Below are 17,347 nucleotides of genomic sequence, written 5' to 3' on the forward strand. Positions count from 1 at the left end.
ACTGTGTTTTTGATTAAGATGGCGTGAATGAATAAAAGGAAATAAGGCAATGAAAATCGAGATCAATTTCTCAACCGAGAGGCTGTCGGTCAAGACCCTAGACCGCACTATGCCGGGGATCCAGGACGAAATCATGACTATGTTTACCGAGCCGGTCAGTCGTCACTTGCCACCGTCCTGTCAGAATTTCCGCACGGCGGAGGATGTCGCCAACTGGCTTGAGGGCATGGCACGAACCGGTAGTGTGCTGAGGCTAACCTTGCAGCAGCAAGCGGTGGGGTATCTATTTGTCTTTCCCGAGCCGGAAGACTGCTACCGCTTGGGTTATGTGCTTGACGAAGCTCAATGGGGCAAAGGATTAGCGACCGAAGCGATGCTGGGGTTGGTGAACTATTTGTCTGCGTATGAACACGCTGCCTGTTTCATTGCCGGGGTTGAGCCCGACAATACCGGGTCGGTCAATGTGCTTAAGAAGCTTGGCTTTAGTTACAGCTATTCCGAGCAAGACGTCGACTACTACAAACTGCAAAGCGCCTGATTCGGAACTCTTGGTGCTTAACTCGGCAAGTGCCCGGTCTTTACTAAAATGACGGTCTCCTGCTCGACAAAGGGATAATGCTCGCTCAGGTGCGGGCTACGTAGCCAAGTACCAGCAGGATACTGTCCGAACTCATCCTGAAACTCCCCAGACAAAACCAGGATCTCCTCTCCGCCCCAGTGGCGGTGGGGCTGGAAATGCTCGCCAGTCGGCCATTTCACCAAGGCGGTGTGCTGATGGCCGAACTCATGCAGCGGCATGACTTGTAATCCACCGATCCCCGGTTGCCAGGCGGTGTGCCGGGTATCGATTCGAAGTTGCTGGCTGTCCTCCGGCATGAACTGGTTGAGTTTGACGAAGATTGTACATCCCCGTTTGCTGAATGGGGCATGCTGGCTGCCCGGCGGGTTACGGATATAGGTACCAGGGCCAAAATCACCGGTTTCATCTGAGAACACACCATCGAGCACAAAGATCTCTTCACCCATCGGGTGAGGGTGGGGGGCAAATGATGAGCCTTCGGCATAGCGGACGACACTGGTGGTATGCCCCGACTCTTTGGCTTCGCGCTCAAGTGGCTTGCGCCATACTCCTGATGCAGGGCTGGGCTGCCACTTCATTTTCTCGGTCTCGATCACCAGCCTTTGCTGAAAATCCATGTTGAGCATTATTCACCCTCCCCGGGTAGGTTTCACAATAGGTTAGTTTCGGCCTGCCATTATGCCGCCACCCTGCTTAATCATGTTTTTCGCAACAGTTTGGCTGAGTCGGAATGTCACTTTGTTGAGTTCCATATAAGTATCATAATCAGCCATAGAATGGTCAATGAATGCTTTGGGGGTGAAGGGTCATCGATCAAAGTGCTTAATGAGTGCAAGAGGAAGAACGTCGAGCTCGGTATCTTGGACAAAGTCGTGTTTAACAAGCTACCGCTTCGTGTCGGATACTATGTGATTCTGTTTGGCGAGAAGTTTCTTCGGATTCTGGATGAACTCGAGAAGTTGCAGTATGAACTTGAAAGTTAGTCTGAAATGAAAAAAGCGCCGACATAATCGGCGCTTATGCTATTGGTTGAGCTTGCTAAGTTGAAATGAGAGAAGTTAAAGCTCAAACTCCGGCACTTTTTTCTTCACCGCATCATGGGTGCCAATATAGAGAAGCTCTTGTTGGCCAAGTCCGCGCATGAAAAATGAAAGACATTTCGGGCACTGCAGTTTTTCCTGTCCTGTAGTAACCAGTGATTTTTCGTGCCATTTGCGTCTTACTCGGTTTAATCCTGAAGTGTTGTTACATTCGGGGCATCGAATTGGTACTTTCATAACATCGTTCTCCTGACCACTCTGTCTGGTTACAAATTAACCAGAATAACCCCGCACAAAACTTGATATGCATCAGGTTTGTCAGTTGAACTTATGATGTTGCAAAAAAGTTTTTTATATTTGAGACCAACGTCTTAGCGGCAATTAACAGGGTGTAACGCGAGGTTACAAAACGACATAATTGGTCGCGTTACTCGTTGCCCAAAATGGCCTGCCGCTTGAGCATCAGCTCCTTTGACATTGACTGGGCAGTAATACGCATCCCCTTTTGCTCCAGCCCAATCAGTAATTGCATCCGTAGATTTTCAGCGCGTTCTTCAAGTGCCTGGCGTTCTTGCTCTGGTTTTTCCGCCGCTTTTTCATAACAGCCAACAATTGACTTGAACAGGTGGGACTCGAAGCTGGTTCTTTCTTCCGGTTGAATCGTGCGTGATTCCTTCACTTCACCATTGGCCTTGCGGCGGTTGTAGTCTTGGATCTGGTTTTCAGCGATCAGGTCGAACACACTCATAGCATTACATTCTCTGTGGATATTTCGTGCCCATCATAGCCCCGCAGATTGAATAGGTGCTGAAAAATGCCTTGGGGAAGTGTTTCGAAATGTGTTTGGGCAGCGCTGAGATAAACGCTGTTTTCATCCTTAGGCCTTTATGTGTTTGCGAGTAAATCGATCAATTTTCGAGTTTTCAAAGGGATTACCGCATTGTTGGGATACACGGCATACAGTTCGGTTTTCCAGGTATAGTTATCCAGCAGACTGACAAGCTCACCGGACTGAATATATGACTCAGTAATAAAATCTAGGGTGGTTGTTACCCCCATGCCCTTTAATGCATATCGCGTGAGTAATGACTCACTCTCAAGCTGCAGGAATGGTGAGATTTCTATTTTGGTTTCTTTGCCATCATCAATGAACATCCACTTATCTTTGGTGAGGCAGTGGGTATAGTTCATACATTTGTGGCCAATCAAATCTGATGGTTTTACGGGGATGCCATGTCTGTCCAAGTACGTGGGTGAGGCGACAACATAGGTCCCGATATTTTTGATTTTTTTGCACTTGTACGAGCTGTCTTCCAGTGCGCCAATCTTAAGCACCAGATCGACCTGCTCATGGATCAGATCGCCAATCTGGTTGTCAAAAATCAGGTCGAGTTCTAGCTCTGGATAGGTTGATAGCAGCTGGGCAAAGGTGTCGGTGATGAAATCATCGAACTCCAGCACCGCTGGCATTTTTACCCGCAGTTTTCCCCTGACGATATCTTTGCGCTCGTCGATGAAGTCGTAGCACTTATCAACGCTGTCGAAGATCTCAGCGCAGCGCTCGTAAAGGAATTGCCCTTCTTCTGTCAGGTTGATCTGCCGGGTAGTACGTTGGATCAGCGAGCAGCGCAATTCTTGCTCGAGCTGTTTCACATGCTTGCTAATCACGGATTTTGACAAGCACAGCTTGTCGGCAGCGATTGAAAACGAGTTGTTCATGACCACGGTGTAGAAGGTGGCCAATAGATTCAGGTTCATGGTTTTCACCCGTTAGATCCTTGTGGCGTAGTGTCGAAGGGAGGGCATCTGTTATTGATCGTTTCAGTTTTGCTAATGTTTCCAATGTGGAAACTTATTGATTTTGTATACCAAATCAATAGTCTGGATAGGAGGGTTTTTATCATTTTTATGGTTGATGTGTGATTGGTCACGTTATTTTTCACTCAGGGGAAACTATCAGTTCTTGATAAGTTGATTAAGTTTGCAGGGCATTTGAGGGAAGATTTGTGGGCCAACAAAACGTTCTCACAACAGAGGCTCCTATGGAACAGAATACCTACCCTGAACACGACGTAGCCGATCTATCTCTTGCGCCACTTGGCCGCAGGCGTGTCGCATGGGCTCGTAGCCACATGCCAATCATGCGCAGCATTATCGAGCACTTTGAAAAAGAAAAGCCGTTTACCGGTTTGACAATCGGTATTTGCTTGCACGTTGAGGCCAAAACCGGTGTGTGGCTGGAGGCCTTGACCAAAGGGGGGGCCAAAGTGGTGATCACCGGTTCACCAGGTTCAACCCAAGATGAAACCGCTGCCGCATTGGTCGAAGACTATGGGGTAAGTGTCTATTCCCGCCGTGACGAAAGCTTTGATGATCATATTAACTACTGCCGCAAAGTGTTATCTCACCAACCGGACATCATTGCCGACAACGGTGCTGATTTGCACGAGCTCATTTTTACCGAGCCAGAATTTAGCGGTTTTCAAACTTCACTGCTAGGGGCCACGGAGGAAACCACCACCGGGGCTAACCGCTTGCGTGAAGACTTCCATGCTGACAAGTTCAGCACCTTGATCATCAATGATACCCAAGCCAAACGTATTATCGAAAACCGTTTCGGTGTGGGTTCATCCGTTGTCGATGGCATCATGCGCGCCACCAACGTCATGCTGCACGGCAAGAAGGTCGTGGTGATTGGTTATGGTTATTGCGGCTCCGGTACGGCGCAGCGCCTGCGAGGTATGGGGGCCCATGTTACCGTCGTTGAGTCCAACCCACTGACATTGCTTGAAGCGCATATGGAAGGCTTCTACACCTCAACCTTGGAAGAGGCTTTGCCGGATGCCGACATGGTCGTCACCATTACTGGCCGTGACAACGTGCTGCGTAAGGAGCACTTCGAATTGATGCGCGACAATACGATTATCGCCAATGCGGGGCATTTCCAGCGTGAAATCAACCTTGCGGATTTGGCTGCGGTGAGCCAAAGCCAGGATAAGATCCGTCCTCATGTAACGGCTTACCAACTTGAAGAAAAGCAGCTGTTCGTCCTGTCGGATGCCAACCTTGTTAACCTATCGGCGGGTGACGGAAACCCGATAGAAATTATGGATCTCGGCCTGGCATTGCAGTCGCTCAGTTTAGAGCGTATCGCCCTTAACCGGGACTCGCTGCAGAATATTCCTCAACCGGTCCCTTTCGATATCGAAATGCAAGTTGCTGAACTTGCTGTGAAACACTGGATTAACCACTAACTTTGCAACCACCTCGGGTATGCTGCGCCCGAGGTATTTTTGCCGTCACCCTGTCCAACCTCATGAGCGCGACGATAGCCGGTTTTTTTTCTCGTTTTAGCCATTGATGAGGGGGGAGATACTATGGTGGTGTGCTTGAGTTGCTGAACGGATTGTTAGTGTCCCCAAAATTTTTTTTAAGATTTGTCAAAATTTCACTGCATAATTTTTGCCCAGCTGTTATGATGTGCGGGCTCAAATAGAGAAGAGTTATTTAATGCAACATCAAGTACAAGTTAAACCATCTGATACTTCTACGTTTTCGTGCTGTATCTAACTGTTTCCCTTATATTTATCGTCACATTAATAATTCAATTGTTACTGATCGCTGTTGATAGCGATTTAAATGAATTTACATAAGGGACAACACATGTCTAAGTCTACTGGTATCGTTAAGTGGTTTAACGAAGAAAAAGGTTTCGGTTTCATCACTCAAGAGAACGGCGGTGCAGACGTATTCGTACACTTCCGCGCAATCGCTTCTGAAGGTTTCAAGACTCTTTCTGAAGGTCAGAAAGTTTCTTTTGACGTAGAGCAAGGCCAGAAAGGTCCTCAAGCTGCAAACGTAGTTACTCTATAAGTCATTGAACTTATTTTAAGAAAATGCTGGCCTAGGCCAGCATTTTTTGTATCTGCTATATACCCAAGGTACTTCCTGCACCTTGAGGTAACTTGGGTATCTCTGATCCCTGAACATCTCTTATACCTCTTTTTTATTTGAGGAAGGTAGGATGGAGATGGGTAAATATGCAACCTTTTCCTCCGCTGTTTCACCTTTACTTTGATTTCCACGCAGGCTCCTTTAGCTCAAATCCGGCAACGCTAAGACGACTTCAGATAAATACTGACATGATATTTGCGACTTGAAAGCAAAAAACAGCCCATGTGGTTATTGTTGCTGCAAGATTGGTAGTCGGCAGTGCAAAGTTTTGTTAAATAAGTGTTTAATGAAATATATTATGTGATCTTCGTCACGCTATGACGTCAAGTTGATTTGGATTATCTGTTTTTGTGTTTTATTCAATATAGAGCGGGTGGTTATTCACTGCCTGCAACGTAGAGGCGCATTGCCTAACAGTAGTTTAGTGAAGGTCGACAGCCGGTGAAGCTAAGCGAAAGGAGTCAATGCCGAAGTGGTTTTGGTCGTCAGCCAAGCTGCTGGGGTTGTTCTTAATAGGAGCAGCACTGTCATCTCGGGCCCTGCCCGGATGGAGAGCTACAGCAATATTTGTTTTCGAACAGGTAAGTTCACCTACCGATTTCGTACAGCCTTTGTCGCTCGCGTACTCCTTACGCCCCTCCTCTACATACTCACACTTTATTGATGTTGTTTATTAGGAGAAGTCTACGAATGGCTGATTACGGATTATTGTCCATCGTACCCGCGGTGCTGGCGCTGATACTCGCCTTTACCACTCGGCATGTTGTTTTGGCTCTGGGCGTTGCAGTGATCAGCGGCATGCTGATCTTAACCAAGGGCCACCCTGTCGATACTGCGTTGATGTTCTTGTCTGATGGGCCGTTCACTCAGCTCGCATCGGGCAGCAACGCACAGATCATTATTGTTATTACTATCATTTCTGGCTTTATCTACCTGGTCGAGCAAAGCGGTGGCATGGCTGCATTTTCGACCATGGCGACCCGTTATGTGTCATCACCATTGAAAGCCCAGCTTGCGACCTGGGCAACCGGGATCGGGGTGTTTTTTACCGACTCGGGCAACTCGCTGATCCTCGGCCCGATGTTCTCGCCAATCTACAACAAGCTCAAGCTGAGCAAGGAGAAACTGGCCTTCATCATCGACTCGACCTCGTCACCGATTTGTGTGCTGATCCCGATTATTAGCTGGGGTGTTTACTCGCAGGGTCTGATTGAGAACGCGTTCGATAACATGGGCCAGCCGGTCGATGGTTTTGCGACTTTCCTTCAGGTGATCCCTTACCAGCTCTATGCCTTGCTGGCACTGTTCAGTGTGCCTGTCTATGCGGTGCTAAAAAAAGACTGGGGGCCAATGGCCGAAGCCGAGCAGCAAGCCCGCCAGCAGGCTGAGGTGAGCGTGCAATCTGCGGATGACCAGCAGGTGAAATCAGGCCGTATCTCACTGATTGTATTGCCACTGGCGGTACTGTTTGGCTCGCTAATCGCGCTGTTCACCTATAATTACCACTTGCATGGCGCCATCAATGGCCCTGTGATCCGTGCATCGCTGGGTACCAGCTATCTGATTGCCTCGGTAACGGCGATTGCCTATTACGCCTACACCAAAACTATGACCGCCTCGACAGCCTTCAACACTTTTGTGTCGGGAATGCAGCGGATCATGCTAATTTTGGTTATCTTGCTATTGGCATGGACCTTGGGTGATATCTGTAAATCACTGGGGACTGGGGACTATATTAGCCAGGTGATGAATGACCGCTTGCCGGTGTTCATGCTGCCTGCATTGATTTTCATTATCGGCAGTTTTATCTCGGTGGCAACAGGTTCGTCGTGGGGTACCTTCGCCATCCTGATCCCGATTGCGGTACCGGTTGCCAGTGCACTGGGCGCCGACCCGCTGATTTGTATTGGTGCCGCGCTAAGTGGCGGCATGCTGGGGGATCACTCATCACCGATTTCCGACACCACGATCCTCAGCTCGATGTCGACCGGATGTGATCATGTTTCCCATGTCCGTACTCAGTTCCCGTACGCTATTTTGACTGGCGTGACCGCCAGCATCGGCTTCATGGTTGCCGAAATCACTCGTAGCCCGTACACCATTGTATTGGCCGCCGTATTGCAAGTTGCACTGATTGTGTTGATGGTGCGCCGTCAGGCCGCAGCCAGCCCAGTTACCGCTTAAATAGCGATTGCTATTACGAGCTACCGTTTAAAAAAAGGATTGAAAATGAACACACTATTTTGGCTAAGAGATGAAGTAAAAGTGGGTGAGCACCGCACCGCATTGACACCTACCGGAGCCAAAGCCCTGATTGATGCGGGTGCCCAAGTGATCGTCGAGCGCAGCGATACTCGCATTTTTCCTGATCAGGCCTATGTCGATGTGGGCTGTGAGCTGGCGGCAGGCCATAGCTGGACTGACGCTCCGGAGCACGCCTATATCTTGGGTTTGAAAGAACTGGCTGAAGACGATTTCCCGCTTAAGCACCAGCACATTTATTTTGCCCATGCCTTCAAGGGGCAGGATGAAGCGGTGCAGATCCTGTCGCGCTTCAATGCCGGTGGCGGCCAAATCCTTGACTTGGAATTCCTCCAGGACGAAATGGGCAAGCGTGTTTGTGCCTTTGGTTACTGGGCTGGCTACGTTGGCGCAGCGATTGGTCTATCGGGTTATATCCACCATTTACACTGTAAAGACGTGTTCGGCTCGGTGGGCAGCTACCCTGATCGCGACCATTACCTAGCGGTACTGCGCGAGCAGGTTGCGACACTATCAGAGATGCCTAAGGTATTGGTTATCGGTCAGTTTGGCCGCTGTGGCCGTGGCGCGCTGGACTTGTTTGCCGAGCTGGGTATCGATGCCGACGGCTGGGATATTGAAGAAACCAAAGCTGGCGGCCCGTTCACCGCAATCAATGATTACGACATCTTGGTTAACTGTGCTTACCTAGCAGAAGGCACGCCTCCGTTCATCACCAAGGAAAGCCTAGGTGAGAACCCACGCCTGAGCATGGTCAGCGATGTCAGCTGCGATCCGAACAACCCGGATAACCCAATCCGCATCTACAGCCAAAGCACCAAGTTGGCGAAGCCGATTATTGAGTCGGAGGTCAGCGGGTTATATGTGCAGGCGGTCGACCACCTACCGACAGTACTGCCGAAAGAAAGCAGCGAAGATTTCGCCGGTCAGCTGCTGCCGCATCTTCTGACTCTGTGCAAAAGTGAAGATCCCAACGGCGTCTGGGCAAGGGCACGTGATTTCTACGCGACGGCGCAGAACATTGTAAAGTAAACATCGCGGCGATTTGCCTAGGCCAATGAGAGAAGGGGATCTACGTTTGTTAGGTCCCTTTTTTATACCAATGAATCGAAGTCTTAATGGTGTGACCTATGCGAATAAGCTTTACCACGTGACACATTTTTGGACAATTCTGTGTCAGGGCTTTTGCTAATTTAGGAAGTGATGAATAACTTTAGCTAATCGCAATCCACCGTGACAGGCTCAAAAGGTAGATAAGTTTGTTATTTCAGTTCTATGCTATCTAAAGCACTGGAAAGCCACCTTCATATAAAGGTGGCTATTTTTTATTTACGTTAAATGATGATCATCACAAACAACACATCAAATAAAGTCAATCAACTTACAAGTGCTAATACAACTCATATGGAACCCCAGACGCGGGCAGCATCTCATTAGTAAATTGCTCTATAATTGACGACCCAATATACATAACACAACCATCATTTTTTGTTGGAACTTCAATAGTTTCAAATGGGGTTCCTCCTGGTGAGCCTACCTTTAAACCACGAAATTCATATGAATGCAGTTTACCAATAATTGATTGAGACTTTATATAATCAGGGTTTACCTTGTTGCATTGACCATCACTAAAAACAATTATTGCTCCATTAAGTCCATCCAAGTCATCACTGTGCTCCAACAAGTCAATATCATAGCTAAAGTGTATAGACTCATTATGCTGAACCGATGTAAAGCCCTTAACCATAGGCCATTCATTATCATGAAAATGATAAGTCTCAACCACAGTCAAGCTCATTACCGAAATAAAAAGGCTAGTTAAACTCATCATACAGCTCCTTATAACTACCATACTGCTGGTATGCTTCCCACATAAACTCAGCTGACTTTTTGGTAAAATACCCAGTTACAGACAAAGATTTTACAAACGCATTCTTTTGAGCAGCACTAGAAGCATACTGGTATGCAAGATTTATCGAATGTGCGACCATCTCCGATGAATAGAACATCTTCGCGACAATAGATATATTCCACTCATTCCTTGCTTCCATATACACGTCATTTCTTGCTAAACGATCATCGCCCCAACTTCGTAATCTTGGATGTAATTCATAAATTATTTCGATAGGAGCAGTTCTATAAAAGTTCATCTTATACCAAGCTTCTGAGTTACGTCCACTTGCACTTTTGTACGCAAAACCACTATCAATCAGACCTTTAATCGCTTCAGATTGTGAATTAAACAAATTAGCCAAAGAAGCAGTCTGTACTCCTTTCGTAAACGAGCCACCGCCCATTTTACTTCCCGCGCCTCCAGCTATCGCTGCAATGGCCAACTCACCAAAATCGATACCCACCGCATTGAATTTACCACTACCACCAATCATATCGAGGAGACTACTTGCCTGGCTGGTTGCTTTACCAAAAGCCGCGGAGAAAAAACCCGCAGAGAAACTGTCTCCATTCAATGAGTTCAAGCCACCGCCAACCACACCATGGGTTAATGATTTAACCAAAGGATTTTCACCTATCATATTCGAAAGAAAGCCTCCCTCAGCAAAACCTGCTCCGACAGCTGAAAATATCCCCGCAGTTAACCCAGCCTTGAATGCATCCCTTGGACTCAGGCCAAAAGACCGACTGACTACGTATGTCATCGTAAATGATATTGTACTGACTACGGCCCAATGAACACCCGCTTTGAGCATAAGCCCGAACACTACGGAGGTAACTAGCCCTATAAAGTTACCTGTTGGATCGTGGTACTTTAATGGGTTATTCCAAACATAACTGTAACGGTTGTAATTGTGGCTATTGTTAGGGTTTTGCAGCACAGAGTCGGGGCTCAAGAAGATACCATACTCTGGCGAATACACTCTGGCATTCATATGGATTAGGTCAACTTCGGGTATATGCTCATGCCCTGTAAATCCACGATTGGTGATCGAGCCAAACAGCTTATTCTGCTCAAGGTTATGACGATCCCACTCTATCTCCCTGGCTTTCCCCCATGCATCAAACAACGTCTGGCTAACTTGCTCTCCTATGGCATTGGTAACCAAAGTAATCGAGCCCAATGAATCTTTATGGAAATAATGTACCTCTTTACTGATTGGGCTTTCGTCTTCAGCTTTACGAATATCCATACTGACAGCAATGGCACGGCCTCCAGCATTGATAAAGTTATGGTACTCGACCTGGAGCCCCTCCGAGCCCTGCGTATACCTTTTCTCAAAACTTGAACCTTGATAGAAAAGGCGTTCACCATTACCACTGACTTTTCTTAATCGGTTGCCTGATGTACCGTATGTGAATTGAGCAAAATTATCACCCGTATGCTGCTTTAGGGCTTGCCCTGCCAGACCCCATACAAAGTACTGGTTGCCAATCTGTGTTACTGCTCCGTTAGCGTCATATGTCACATCCTTATCACCAATTTTGCTTGGGCCATAACCTCTTCCACTGTATTGGTATGCTACCCCATCTTTTGATTTGAAGTTCCCCCGCTTATCATATGTAAAGTTTTCATTGAAACGGGCACCTTTCCCAACAACCTCAGCAATAGAACTTCTGTATGATACCGAAATCAGTTGCTCAGCGGCATCAAATGCAAACTTCTCTTTTATCCCTAAGGTGAGGTTTTCACGGACGGTCATATTGTCATTCCGGTCGTATCCAAAACGCAAATTGCGTGACCACCCCTGGCTGGATAAGCCATACCCACTGGATGCGGGTCCACGAGTATCAATGTTGTGTAGCTGACCGGTTCCTTCGTAATAGAAGTAATCCGAGCTTACCCCGTTGCCAAACATCTCAGCTTTTACACGACCTGAAGCATCGACTTCCTGCGCTAGCCAGTAATAAATTTCTGCATCAGGATTATCAGAAATATCCGCAAGACTTTCCCATCGCTCGGCTCGATCTGTCTCTGTTTCGAATAACCGATTAAAATGGCTCGACATAGACGCAAGTTGAGTCGCCAAAGACAACATATCTTCAGCTGCGGCCAAATAATCATAATAACGGCCCATTAGCATTTGGTAGGCTAGATTATATTCACGGGCTAAATCCGAAAGACTTCCGTTCCATTCTTTTTTGAAGAATGGATTATTGCCGTATTCATCCACATCAGCAATGATGATCTCCAACTGTCCGCTGTCATTGAGATCTCCTATCCAAGCTTTACTGCTTTCATTTTTCTCAAAACGCCCCCATTTATCACTAACTACTCCATTAATCAGCTGCAAATACATGTCATGGCTAATTTGCTCCATGTTTCCAGAAACAGGATCATAGATATGATGGAACTCTGGGATCAGCGGTACAATTGACAGCAGGCCACCGTCAATAGGAACAAATAGTTCCGGCGTCTCAATCAGTAAAAAACCTAGATCAGATTCCCAAATATCATGTGCCATTCCTTTGTATCGGCTAAATGAAACATCGTCGACCCCATTCACTGGCATCGTATTGTTGCTCGCATCTACAATCTCATCCGCCCAGGACTTCGCGTCCATGGCTTGCGAGTAAAGTGATGCTGCCTCATTTGCATAAAGCTCGGCATGCTTTAGTGCATCTGCGATCAATTGCTCGATCTCTTCTTTACTCAGTTCAAGGTTATGCTGCCCCGCAGGCCCTTTAATCGCTCTTAAATGGCCATTCTCATAGACATTTTGCTGACGGAAACCATCTGGTCGAACTTCTTCAATAACACGCCCCGTCTCGTCATACTTATATTCGGTAACAAAACGCTGATGGCCATACACAGAGTCATTCAACTCTTGAGTCACCTTTTTCAGCTGGCCAGCGCCTTTTGAAGAAAAGTTGTACTCATAACGTAGAATTGATTCCTCGTCAGGCTGCCATATCCCATTAATTGCGACTCTTTGCCGCTCTGCAGCTAACTGTCCAATAAACGTAGAGTCATACTCCCAACGGGATTCTTCCAGTCGCCCTTTGGTACCCTGTCGTGTCTGAAGATATATACGGCCCAGCTCGTCATAGTGACTTTTGGTAACTGTACCGAGCGCATCGGTTTGTACAATCAACTCACCAACACCGTTGTATCCATATTGGATGGTACCTGCGGCCGGATCCGTCATTCTTACTTTGTGACCCAGTGCATTGTATGCGAAGGAGGTAGCGTACTTACCATCATGCAACGTTGAAGCTAAAGACCCATCAGCGTAATAATTATGTTCTATATCAGCTTTTCCGGCAGTGATCACCTTGCGAGTATTACCATGAACATTGTAGAACTCCGTTTTTTGAGCTCCCAGCTTATCTATACGGGTGATCTGATGAGGACTGTAATGCAAAGTGGTTACACTGTCTGACTCACCAAGCGGGCCTGGTTCACTTATCTTTGTCAAACGCCCCATTTCATCATAATCATGCTTCACTGAGAAAAAAGAGGATTGACCTTCGAAATACGGTCTCGTCGTCGCAACAATCTCTCCACGGTTGTTGTACTGCTTATCGATAACAATCCATTTACCCTGTAATGATTGTCTCAATTCTCGAAATGGTCGACCAAAGATATCATAAACAATAATATTCGCTGGCTCAGATGCCGGTCGAACGAACTCACACCAACCAAAATTATCAATTGTTGTACCACCAGTGACAGCTCGACAAGCATTCGCATCTGCACTTCGACCAGACACTGTACTTACCCCAATATCCCACGGCATTTGAGTGTTCGTTCTATACCCCAACCAGTCATAGCTGTGTTGTATTGCGCTCCCCAAGTGGAAACCTGGTGCTTGCTCTTGTAACAGCAAGCCAGTATCTTCGTCATACACATAGCTTGATTTATGGACAACATCACTGAGCTTTTTCCCATCAATATCAAAGCGTCGTGTCGTTATTGACTTACTATCCAACAATTGAGGAAAATTACTGTTATAGGAGTACACAACCTCACGGTTTGATTCTAAATGGCTACCTGTTGTTCTTTCTCGGGTGATATTTCCATATGAGTCATACGTGTAATATATTCTGTAGTTATCTTCGGCGTCCCCCCCTTTCTCTGAGGTTAATAGGCCTGAAGCAAAATCATAACCAAATGACACGGTATTGCTGACTTCGTCATCACCTTTAAAGTGCGTAACCGTTGAACTCAGTAGCCTATCAATAAACCATCTATTGATATTAGGTGGACCAAACTTGTTTACGGTTCTTACTGTATAGTTTTTGCCGTCTTCTTTGCCGCCCTTTACAGTAACACGTGAGTTTATCCATCCAACATTCATGAACTTATCGAAGTTCGCGTACTTCGTAATTGATGTAGTTAATTGCTCCTCATTAATGTCATGTGCATTCTCAACGTTTTCGATTAAAGCGGTATACCACCGATTAACTTCCGTATCCGCATCAACCACGACGCCACAAGACTCAACACCGGACACTTTTAGTTCACTACCGGAAGGAGATACACCATTGGCACAAAATGAGTTTGTACGTTTGTTTAATATCTTTCCGTTTAACCGCTCCTCAACCAAGGCTGTTTGCCCATTGAAGGGGTAAATTAAATGTCGTCGCTCTTTTAGTTCACGGCCCGTCAATTCATCTTTCACATTAACCATGGCCATTCCAAGGTACCCGCGGAAATTTCTGCCGATACGCTGTCCACCATATCGGTAAGAACTGTGGCCTGTAACCACGTTCTTACTATCCCTGACCTTAACCGAACTGATCAGGAATGAGCCATGGGGATTATCATATGATGATGTTCTTAGGTGTGTTTTCTGCTGCCTATTTTCATGATAGAAAAACTGAGGTACATAAAGATCATGCCCCTCATCATGCGAAAAGCCGTATTCAAACTCGACCTTTGGTGCGTATTTGCTTGTGACTGCCGTCAAGTACTGCAATTTTGAAGAGAATGAACCGTGGTAAATTTGCGCTGCCTCTCCGTCTCGAAGAATGACCAAAGAAACACGCCCGTTACCAGCGAAATCTACGAAATTAACAAAATCGTCTTTTGATGGTTTATGAACTCCTGAATAAACAAGTGTGGCATTTTTCGATATCTGTCCATTGAAGTTGTAATGCACATACAAACGCCCTGAGTCATCGATGTAGTAAAAATCAGAGAGCCCATTCTGGTTGATATCCGCAAACCCCCTGCGAGTATCACGGTAGGAACCAGACATTGAAAGAAGGGTTTCTCGTGCAGTAAACGTGCCGTCGCCTTTCCCCTGAAAATATCGAACTTCCTTATCATTTACCTCAACGAGATCAACAAATCCATCTCCGTTAATATCAATCAACCATTCAGCATTCGAGTTTACAGAGTGTACTTTTTCCCACTTACCATATGCTTTTTTAGGATCAAGCTTTTCGTTATAAATGTATGCGCCATTTCTAGTTACATTATCCAAAACACCATTATTGGTCAGATCTCCCAATAAGTGTAATTGAGCATTGAAATCAGTACGTACCCTTTCTTGAATCATATCTGGATCATCAAACCACTCCCATCCGAGTCCCTTTCGTTGACGTGAGTGGTATGACTGCTCCATACCATCCCAGTATTCATCATGGTCATAATGTTCGCACTCAAGAATAAGCTCCGGTAAGCTCCGGCCAAGTATATGCTCATAACGAATCTTCCCCCACCAACCCCACGAATTATATTGACACCCCGGAGTCTTCCACCATCCTCGATATGAAGGTGTCCCAGCTTCATTGATTGCTGATAGAATATCGCTAACCTCGATTACTGATAACCCCGCAAATCGGCTATCTTGAAGGAAGATAAGCTGCAAATTATTATCGCCATTGACATCCATTATCTTTATGGATGTGGCGTTTTTCATTACATCATTGGCGTCACTAAAGACTTTTTTATAAGGTTCCCAACTTAAAATGCCATTTTTATAGTAACCTTTCGAGATATAGATGAGACCATTATTGTCGACACCAATAAAGTCCTTAATACCATTCCCTGTAATATCATTAACGAGGTTAAATTTATAACCTTTAGCCGTGAAGTTCTGTTCTTTTGATAGAGTAAAGTTTGATTCGTTAGATTGCCAAGCATATTCAAATACTAATGGAGGTAAGCAATCCTCACCATTACACTGGCTAACTGAGTCAACATACCTCAGCCCTGTGTGGTTATCTGTGGTGTATTGTATACCATAGCGCCAAAGTAGTTTATCGGTAGCTGCACCACGTACATCAACACTACTGAGATAATAGTTATATGATTGTCGGCGCCCATGGTACCAAGACGGTTTAACTGAAGAGTTTATGTTCCAATTAAAAACGACATCGCCCCCCGCATAGCTTACTCGTTCTAAGCGAGCATATTGATCCCCATTTTCATCAAGATCCGAGTAATGGTATGTGATCGCGCTTCTGTCATTGGATGAATAATTAGGAATTGAGCTAGTCAGGAGTAACTTTGATGGTTTTCTGCCAAAATCCGTTGCATAAACGGGGGTTTTATAGGTGTGTTTTATACCATCTCTAGAAACAATTTCGAATTCAGTCGGCCCCCAGTTGTCATCCCGTTTTACCTCAATATAATACGTTGGATCACTTTCAAGCTGAAAAGTCGCTCCTCTAGTGCCAGGTCTCATCCTGGTCGCGTTAGTTTGTACCAATGGGGTTCCATCGATACACCAAATATCGCTCTTGGTAAGTTCAGGTCTCTGCCGCTCATACTCACGATACTGAGCGTTATAAACTATCTTGTCGCAACGCTCTATCATGCTAGGGCCACCAAGCGTCCACCCCACCCCAAGTGATCCCTGACCCAAATTATGATTGTAATTTAAGCTTAATTGAGGAGAAAAATCAGTAATACCTTTTGGAACCGTTATGGGAATTGTGTAATTTACGCTGCCATCATTGATGCGATATTCAGATTGAATTACACCAACACCAGATTGGTGAGTTATGGTACTGCTTAATGCTGGTAACGATAGTAATGCTCCAAGTGCAATAAAACCAAACCTAAACGTCATTCTATCGCCCTCCTAATTTTATCGATTTCATCCAACAACAAAACAACAGTTTCAGGTGGCGCGTACTGAGAATGATTTATACGTCCATCTCCAGTTTCTGGCACACTCTCTCCAATATCTCTATTCAAGCTCTGATCTATCGCCTTTATCCTATCTTTGTAGTGAGATAAGAGTTTTGGTGGCTCTTTTTCAACTGGGATATCGATAGCAGTCCTGTTTAATGCATCTGGTAAAGTCTTAAAATGATGCACCGAAAAAAGAACAAGCACAGACATGCAGAACCCAATTATTAAATAATTGAATTTCAAAATAAGTTCCTTATATAAAGCTACGCGACAAAGACAACCTTAATCATCCATAGCCAGCTATCACATGTGAAGCATTCAAAGGTAATCAGTAGGCACTGTGTAGTGGTCAAGTAAAATTGGCCACGGTTTTAGAGTCATTCCAGAATAACCGTTCTGACTCATTTGGCGTCAGACCACCGTTATATTGATGTGGCCTGATCTCGCTGTAATATCCTGTGATGTACT

The 17,347-nt window shown here is 45.9% G+C and carries 12 protein-coding genes, 1 pseudogene and 1 riboswitch; of the genes and pseudogenes, 6 read left to right on the plus strand and 7 right to left on the minus strand.

Annotation, left to right across the window (positions count from 1 at the left end; all coding sequences use genetic code 11):
• The first annotated feature begins 49 nt into the window (after positions 1–49).
• On the plus strand, positions 50–538 hold the full coding sequence (locus tag C9J03_RS04010; protein ID WP_044621788.1) for a GNAT family N-acetyltransferase: 489 nt from the start codon (positions 50–52) through the stop codon (positions 536–538).
• A 17-nt stretch (positions 539–555) separates the two neighbouring features.
• Here C9J03_RS04010 and C9J03_RS04015 read toward each other — a convergent pair whose 3' ends face one another.
• On the minus strand, positions 556–1,206 hold the full coding sequence (locus tag C9J03_RS04015; RefSeq protein WP_044621789.1) for a cupin domain-containing protein: 651 nt from the start codon (positions 1,204–1,206) through the stop codon (positions 556–558).
• 174 nt (positions 1,207–1,380) lie between these two features.
• Between C9J03_RS04015 and C9J03_RS26875 the strand changes: the two are divergent.
• Positions 1,381–1,563, plus strand: a pseudogene (locus tag C9J03_RS26875) (winged helix-turn-helix transcriptional regulator); the annotation flags it as partial.
• A 75-nt stretch (positions 1,564–1,638) separates the two neighbouring features.
• On the opposite strand, the gene C9J03_RS26460 reads toward C9J03_RS26875, so the two are convergent.
• The 3 genes from C9J03_RS26460 to C9J03_RS04030 all read right to left on the minus strand — a co-directional run bounded on the left by C9J03_RS26460 (position 1,639) and on the right by C9J03_RS04030 (position 3,378).
• The gene (locus C9J03_RS26460) at positions 1,639–1,857 is read right to left on the minus strand and encodes a hypothetical protein (RefSeq protein WP_146149063.1); all 219 of its coding nucleotides are present in this window, start codon (positions 1,855–1,857) and stop codon (positions 1,639–1,641) included.
• A gap of 190 nt (positions 1,858–2,047) precedes the next feature.
• Positions 2,048–2,368: a hypothetical protein gene (locus C9J03_RS04025; RefSeq protein WP_039466276.1), complete on the minus strand. Its 321-nt coding sequence runs from the start codon at positions 2,366–2,368 to the stop codon at positions 2,048–2,050.
• A gap of 137 nt (positions 2,369–2,505) precedes the next feature.
• The gene (locus tag C9J03_RS04030) at positions 2,506–3,378 is read right to left on the minus strand and encodes a LysR family transcriptional regulator (protein ID WP_231580608.1); all 873 of its coding nucleotides are present in this window, start codon (positions 3,376–3,378) and stop codon (positions 2,506–2,508) included.
• 284 nt (positions 3,379–3,662) lie between these two features.
• On the opposite strand from C9J03_RS04030, the gene C9J03_RS04035 reads away from it, so the two are divergent.
• The 4 genes from C9J03_RS04035 (at position 3,663) to C9J03_RS04050 (ending at position 8,868) form a co-directional block, all read left to right on the plus strand.
• Positions 3,663–4,874, plus strand: a complete 1,212-nt coding sequence (locus C9J03_RS04035; protein WP_044621791.1) for an adenosylhomocysteinase — start codon at positions 3,663–3,665, stop codon at positions 4,872–4,874.
• A 409-nt stretch (positions 4,875–5,283) separates the two neighbouring features.
• Positions 5,284–5,493 (plus strand): transcription antiterminator/RNA stability regulator CspE, encoded by a 210-nt coding sequence (cspE, locus tag C9J03_RS04040; RefSeq protein ID WP_039466278.1) that lies wholly within the window; start codon positions 5,284–5,286, stop codon positions 5,491–5,493.
• A gap of 469 nt (positions 5,494–5,962) precedes the next feature.
• Positions 5,963–6,140: riboswitch (Lysine riboswitch) on the plus strand.
• 124 nt (positions 6,141–6,264) lie between these two features.
• Complete coding sequence (locus C9J03_RS04045; RefSeq protein WP_044621792.1) at positions 6,265–7,758, plus strand: Na+/H+ antiporter NhaC family protein; 1,494 nt, start codon at positions 6,265–6,267, stop codon at positions 7,756–7,758.
• A 45-nt stretch (positions 7,759–7,803) separates the two neighbouring features.
• Positions 7,804–8,868 (plus strand): saccharopine dehydrogenase, encoded by a 1,065-nt coding sequence (locus tag C9J03_RS04050; RefSeq protein WP_044621793.1) that lies wholly within the window; start codon positions 7,804–7,806, stop codon positions 8,866–8,868.
• Positions 8,869–9,226: 358 nt separating this feature from the next.
• On the opposite strand, the gene C9J03_RS04055 is transcribed toward C9J03_RS04050, so the two are convergent.
• From C9J03_RS04055 to C9J03_RS04065, 3 genes are read right to left on the minus strand one after another with little or no spacing between them, the layout of a single operon-like run.
• The gene (locus C9J03_RS04055) at positions 9,227–9,667 is read right to left on the minus strand and encodes a hypothetical protein (RefSeq protein ID WP_146149064.1); all 441 of its coding nucleotides are present in this window, start codon (positions 9,665–9,667) and stop codon (positions 9,227–9,229) included.
• Positions 9,651–16,814, minus strand: a complete 7,164-nt coding sequence (locus C9J03_RS04060) for an RHS repeat-associated core domain-containing protein (protein ID WP_044621795.1) — start codon at positions 16,812–16,814, stop codon at positions 9,651–9,653. The genes C9J03_RS04055 and C9J03_RS04060 overlap by 17 nt, the downstream gene beginning before the upstream one ends.
• Positions 16,811–17,122 carry a hypothetical protein gene (locus C9J03_RS04065; protein WP_044621796.1) on the minus strand — a complete coding sequence of 104 codons (312 nt, stop codon included), beginning with the start codon at positions 17,120–17,122 and terminating at the stop codon, positions 16,811–16,813. Before C9J03_RS04065 ends, C9J03_RS04060 begins: the two co-directional genes overlap by 4 nt.
• Positions 17,123–17,347: the final 225 nt, after the last annotated feature.

This window comes from Photobacterium gaetbulicola (assembly GCF_003025515.1).
Lineage (GTDB): Bacteria > Pseudomonadota > Gammaproteobacteria > Enterobacterales > Vibrionaceae > Photobacterium > Photobacterium gaetbulicola.

What these genes read in the sequence shown, in the direction of transcription:
- C9J03_RS04015 (WP_044621789.1), bottom strand. Translation starts at nt 1,206, where the DNA reads ATGCTCAACATGGATTTTCAGCAAAGGCTGGTGATCGAGACCGAGAAA.
- cspE (WP_039466278.1), top strand. Translation starts at nt 5,284, where the DNA reads ATGTCTAAGTCTACTGGTATCGTTAAGTGGTTTAACGAAGAAAAAGGT.
- C9J03_RS04025 (WP_039466276.1), bottom strand. Translation starts at nt 2,368, where the DNA reads ATGAGTGTGTTCGACCTGATCGCTGAAAACCAGATCCAAGACTACAAC.
- C9J03_RS04035 (WP_044621791.1), top strand. Translation starts at nt 3,663, where the DNA reads ATGGAACAGAATACCTACCCTGAACACGACGTAGCCGATCTATCTCTT.
- C9J03_RS04050 (WP_044621793.1), top strand. Translation starts at nt 7,804, where the DNA reads ATGAACACACTATTTTGGCTAAGAGATGAAGTAAAAGTGGGTGAGCAC.
- C9J03_RS04060 (WP_044621795.1), bottom strand. Translation starts at nt 16,814, where the DNA reads ATGACGTTTAGGTTTGGTTTTATTGCACTTGGAGCATTACTATCGTTA.
- C9J03_RS04045 (WP_044621792.1), top strand. Translation starts at nt 6,265, where the DNA reads ATGGCTGATTACGGATTATTGTCCATCGTACCCGCGGTGCTGGCGCTG.
- C9J03_RS04030 (WP_231580608.1), bottom strand. Translation starts at nt 3,378, where the DNA reads ATGAACCTGAATCTATTGGCCACCTTCTACACCGTGGTCATGAACAAC.
- C9J03_RS04055 (WP_146149064.1), bottom strand. Translation starts at nt 9,667, where the DNA reads ATGATGAGTTTAACTAGCCTTTTTATTTCGGTAATGAGCTTGACTGTG.
- C9J03_RS04010 (WP_044621788.1), top strand. Translation starts at nt 50, where the DNA reads ATGAAAATCGAGATCAATTTCTCAACCGAGAGGCTGTCGGTCAAGACC.
- C9J03_RS26460 (WP_146149063.1), bottom strand. Translation starts at nt 1,857, where the DNA reads ATGAAAGTACCAATTCGATGCCCCGAATGTAACAACACTTCAGGATTA.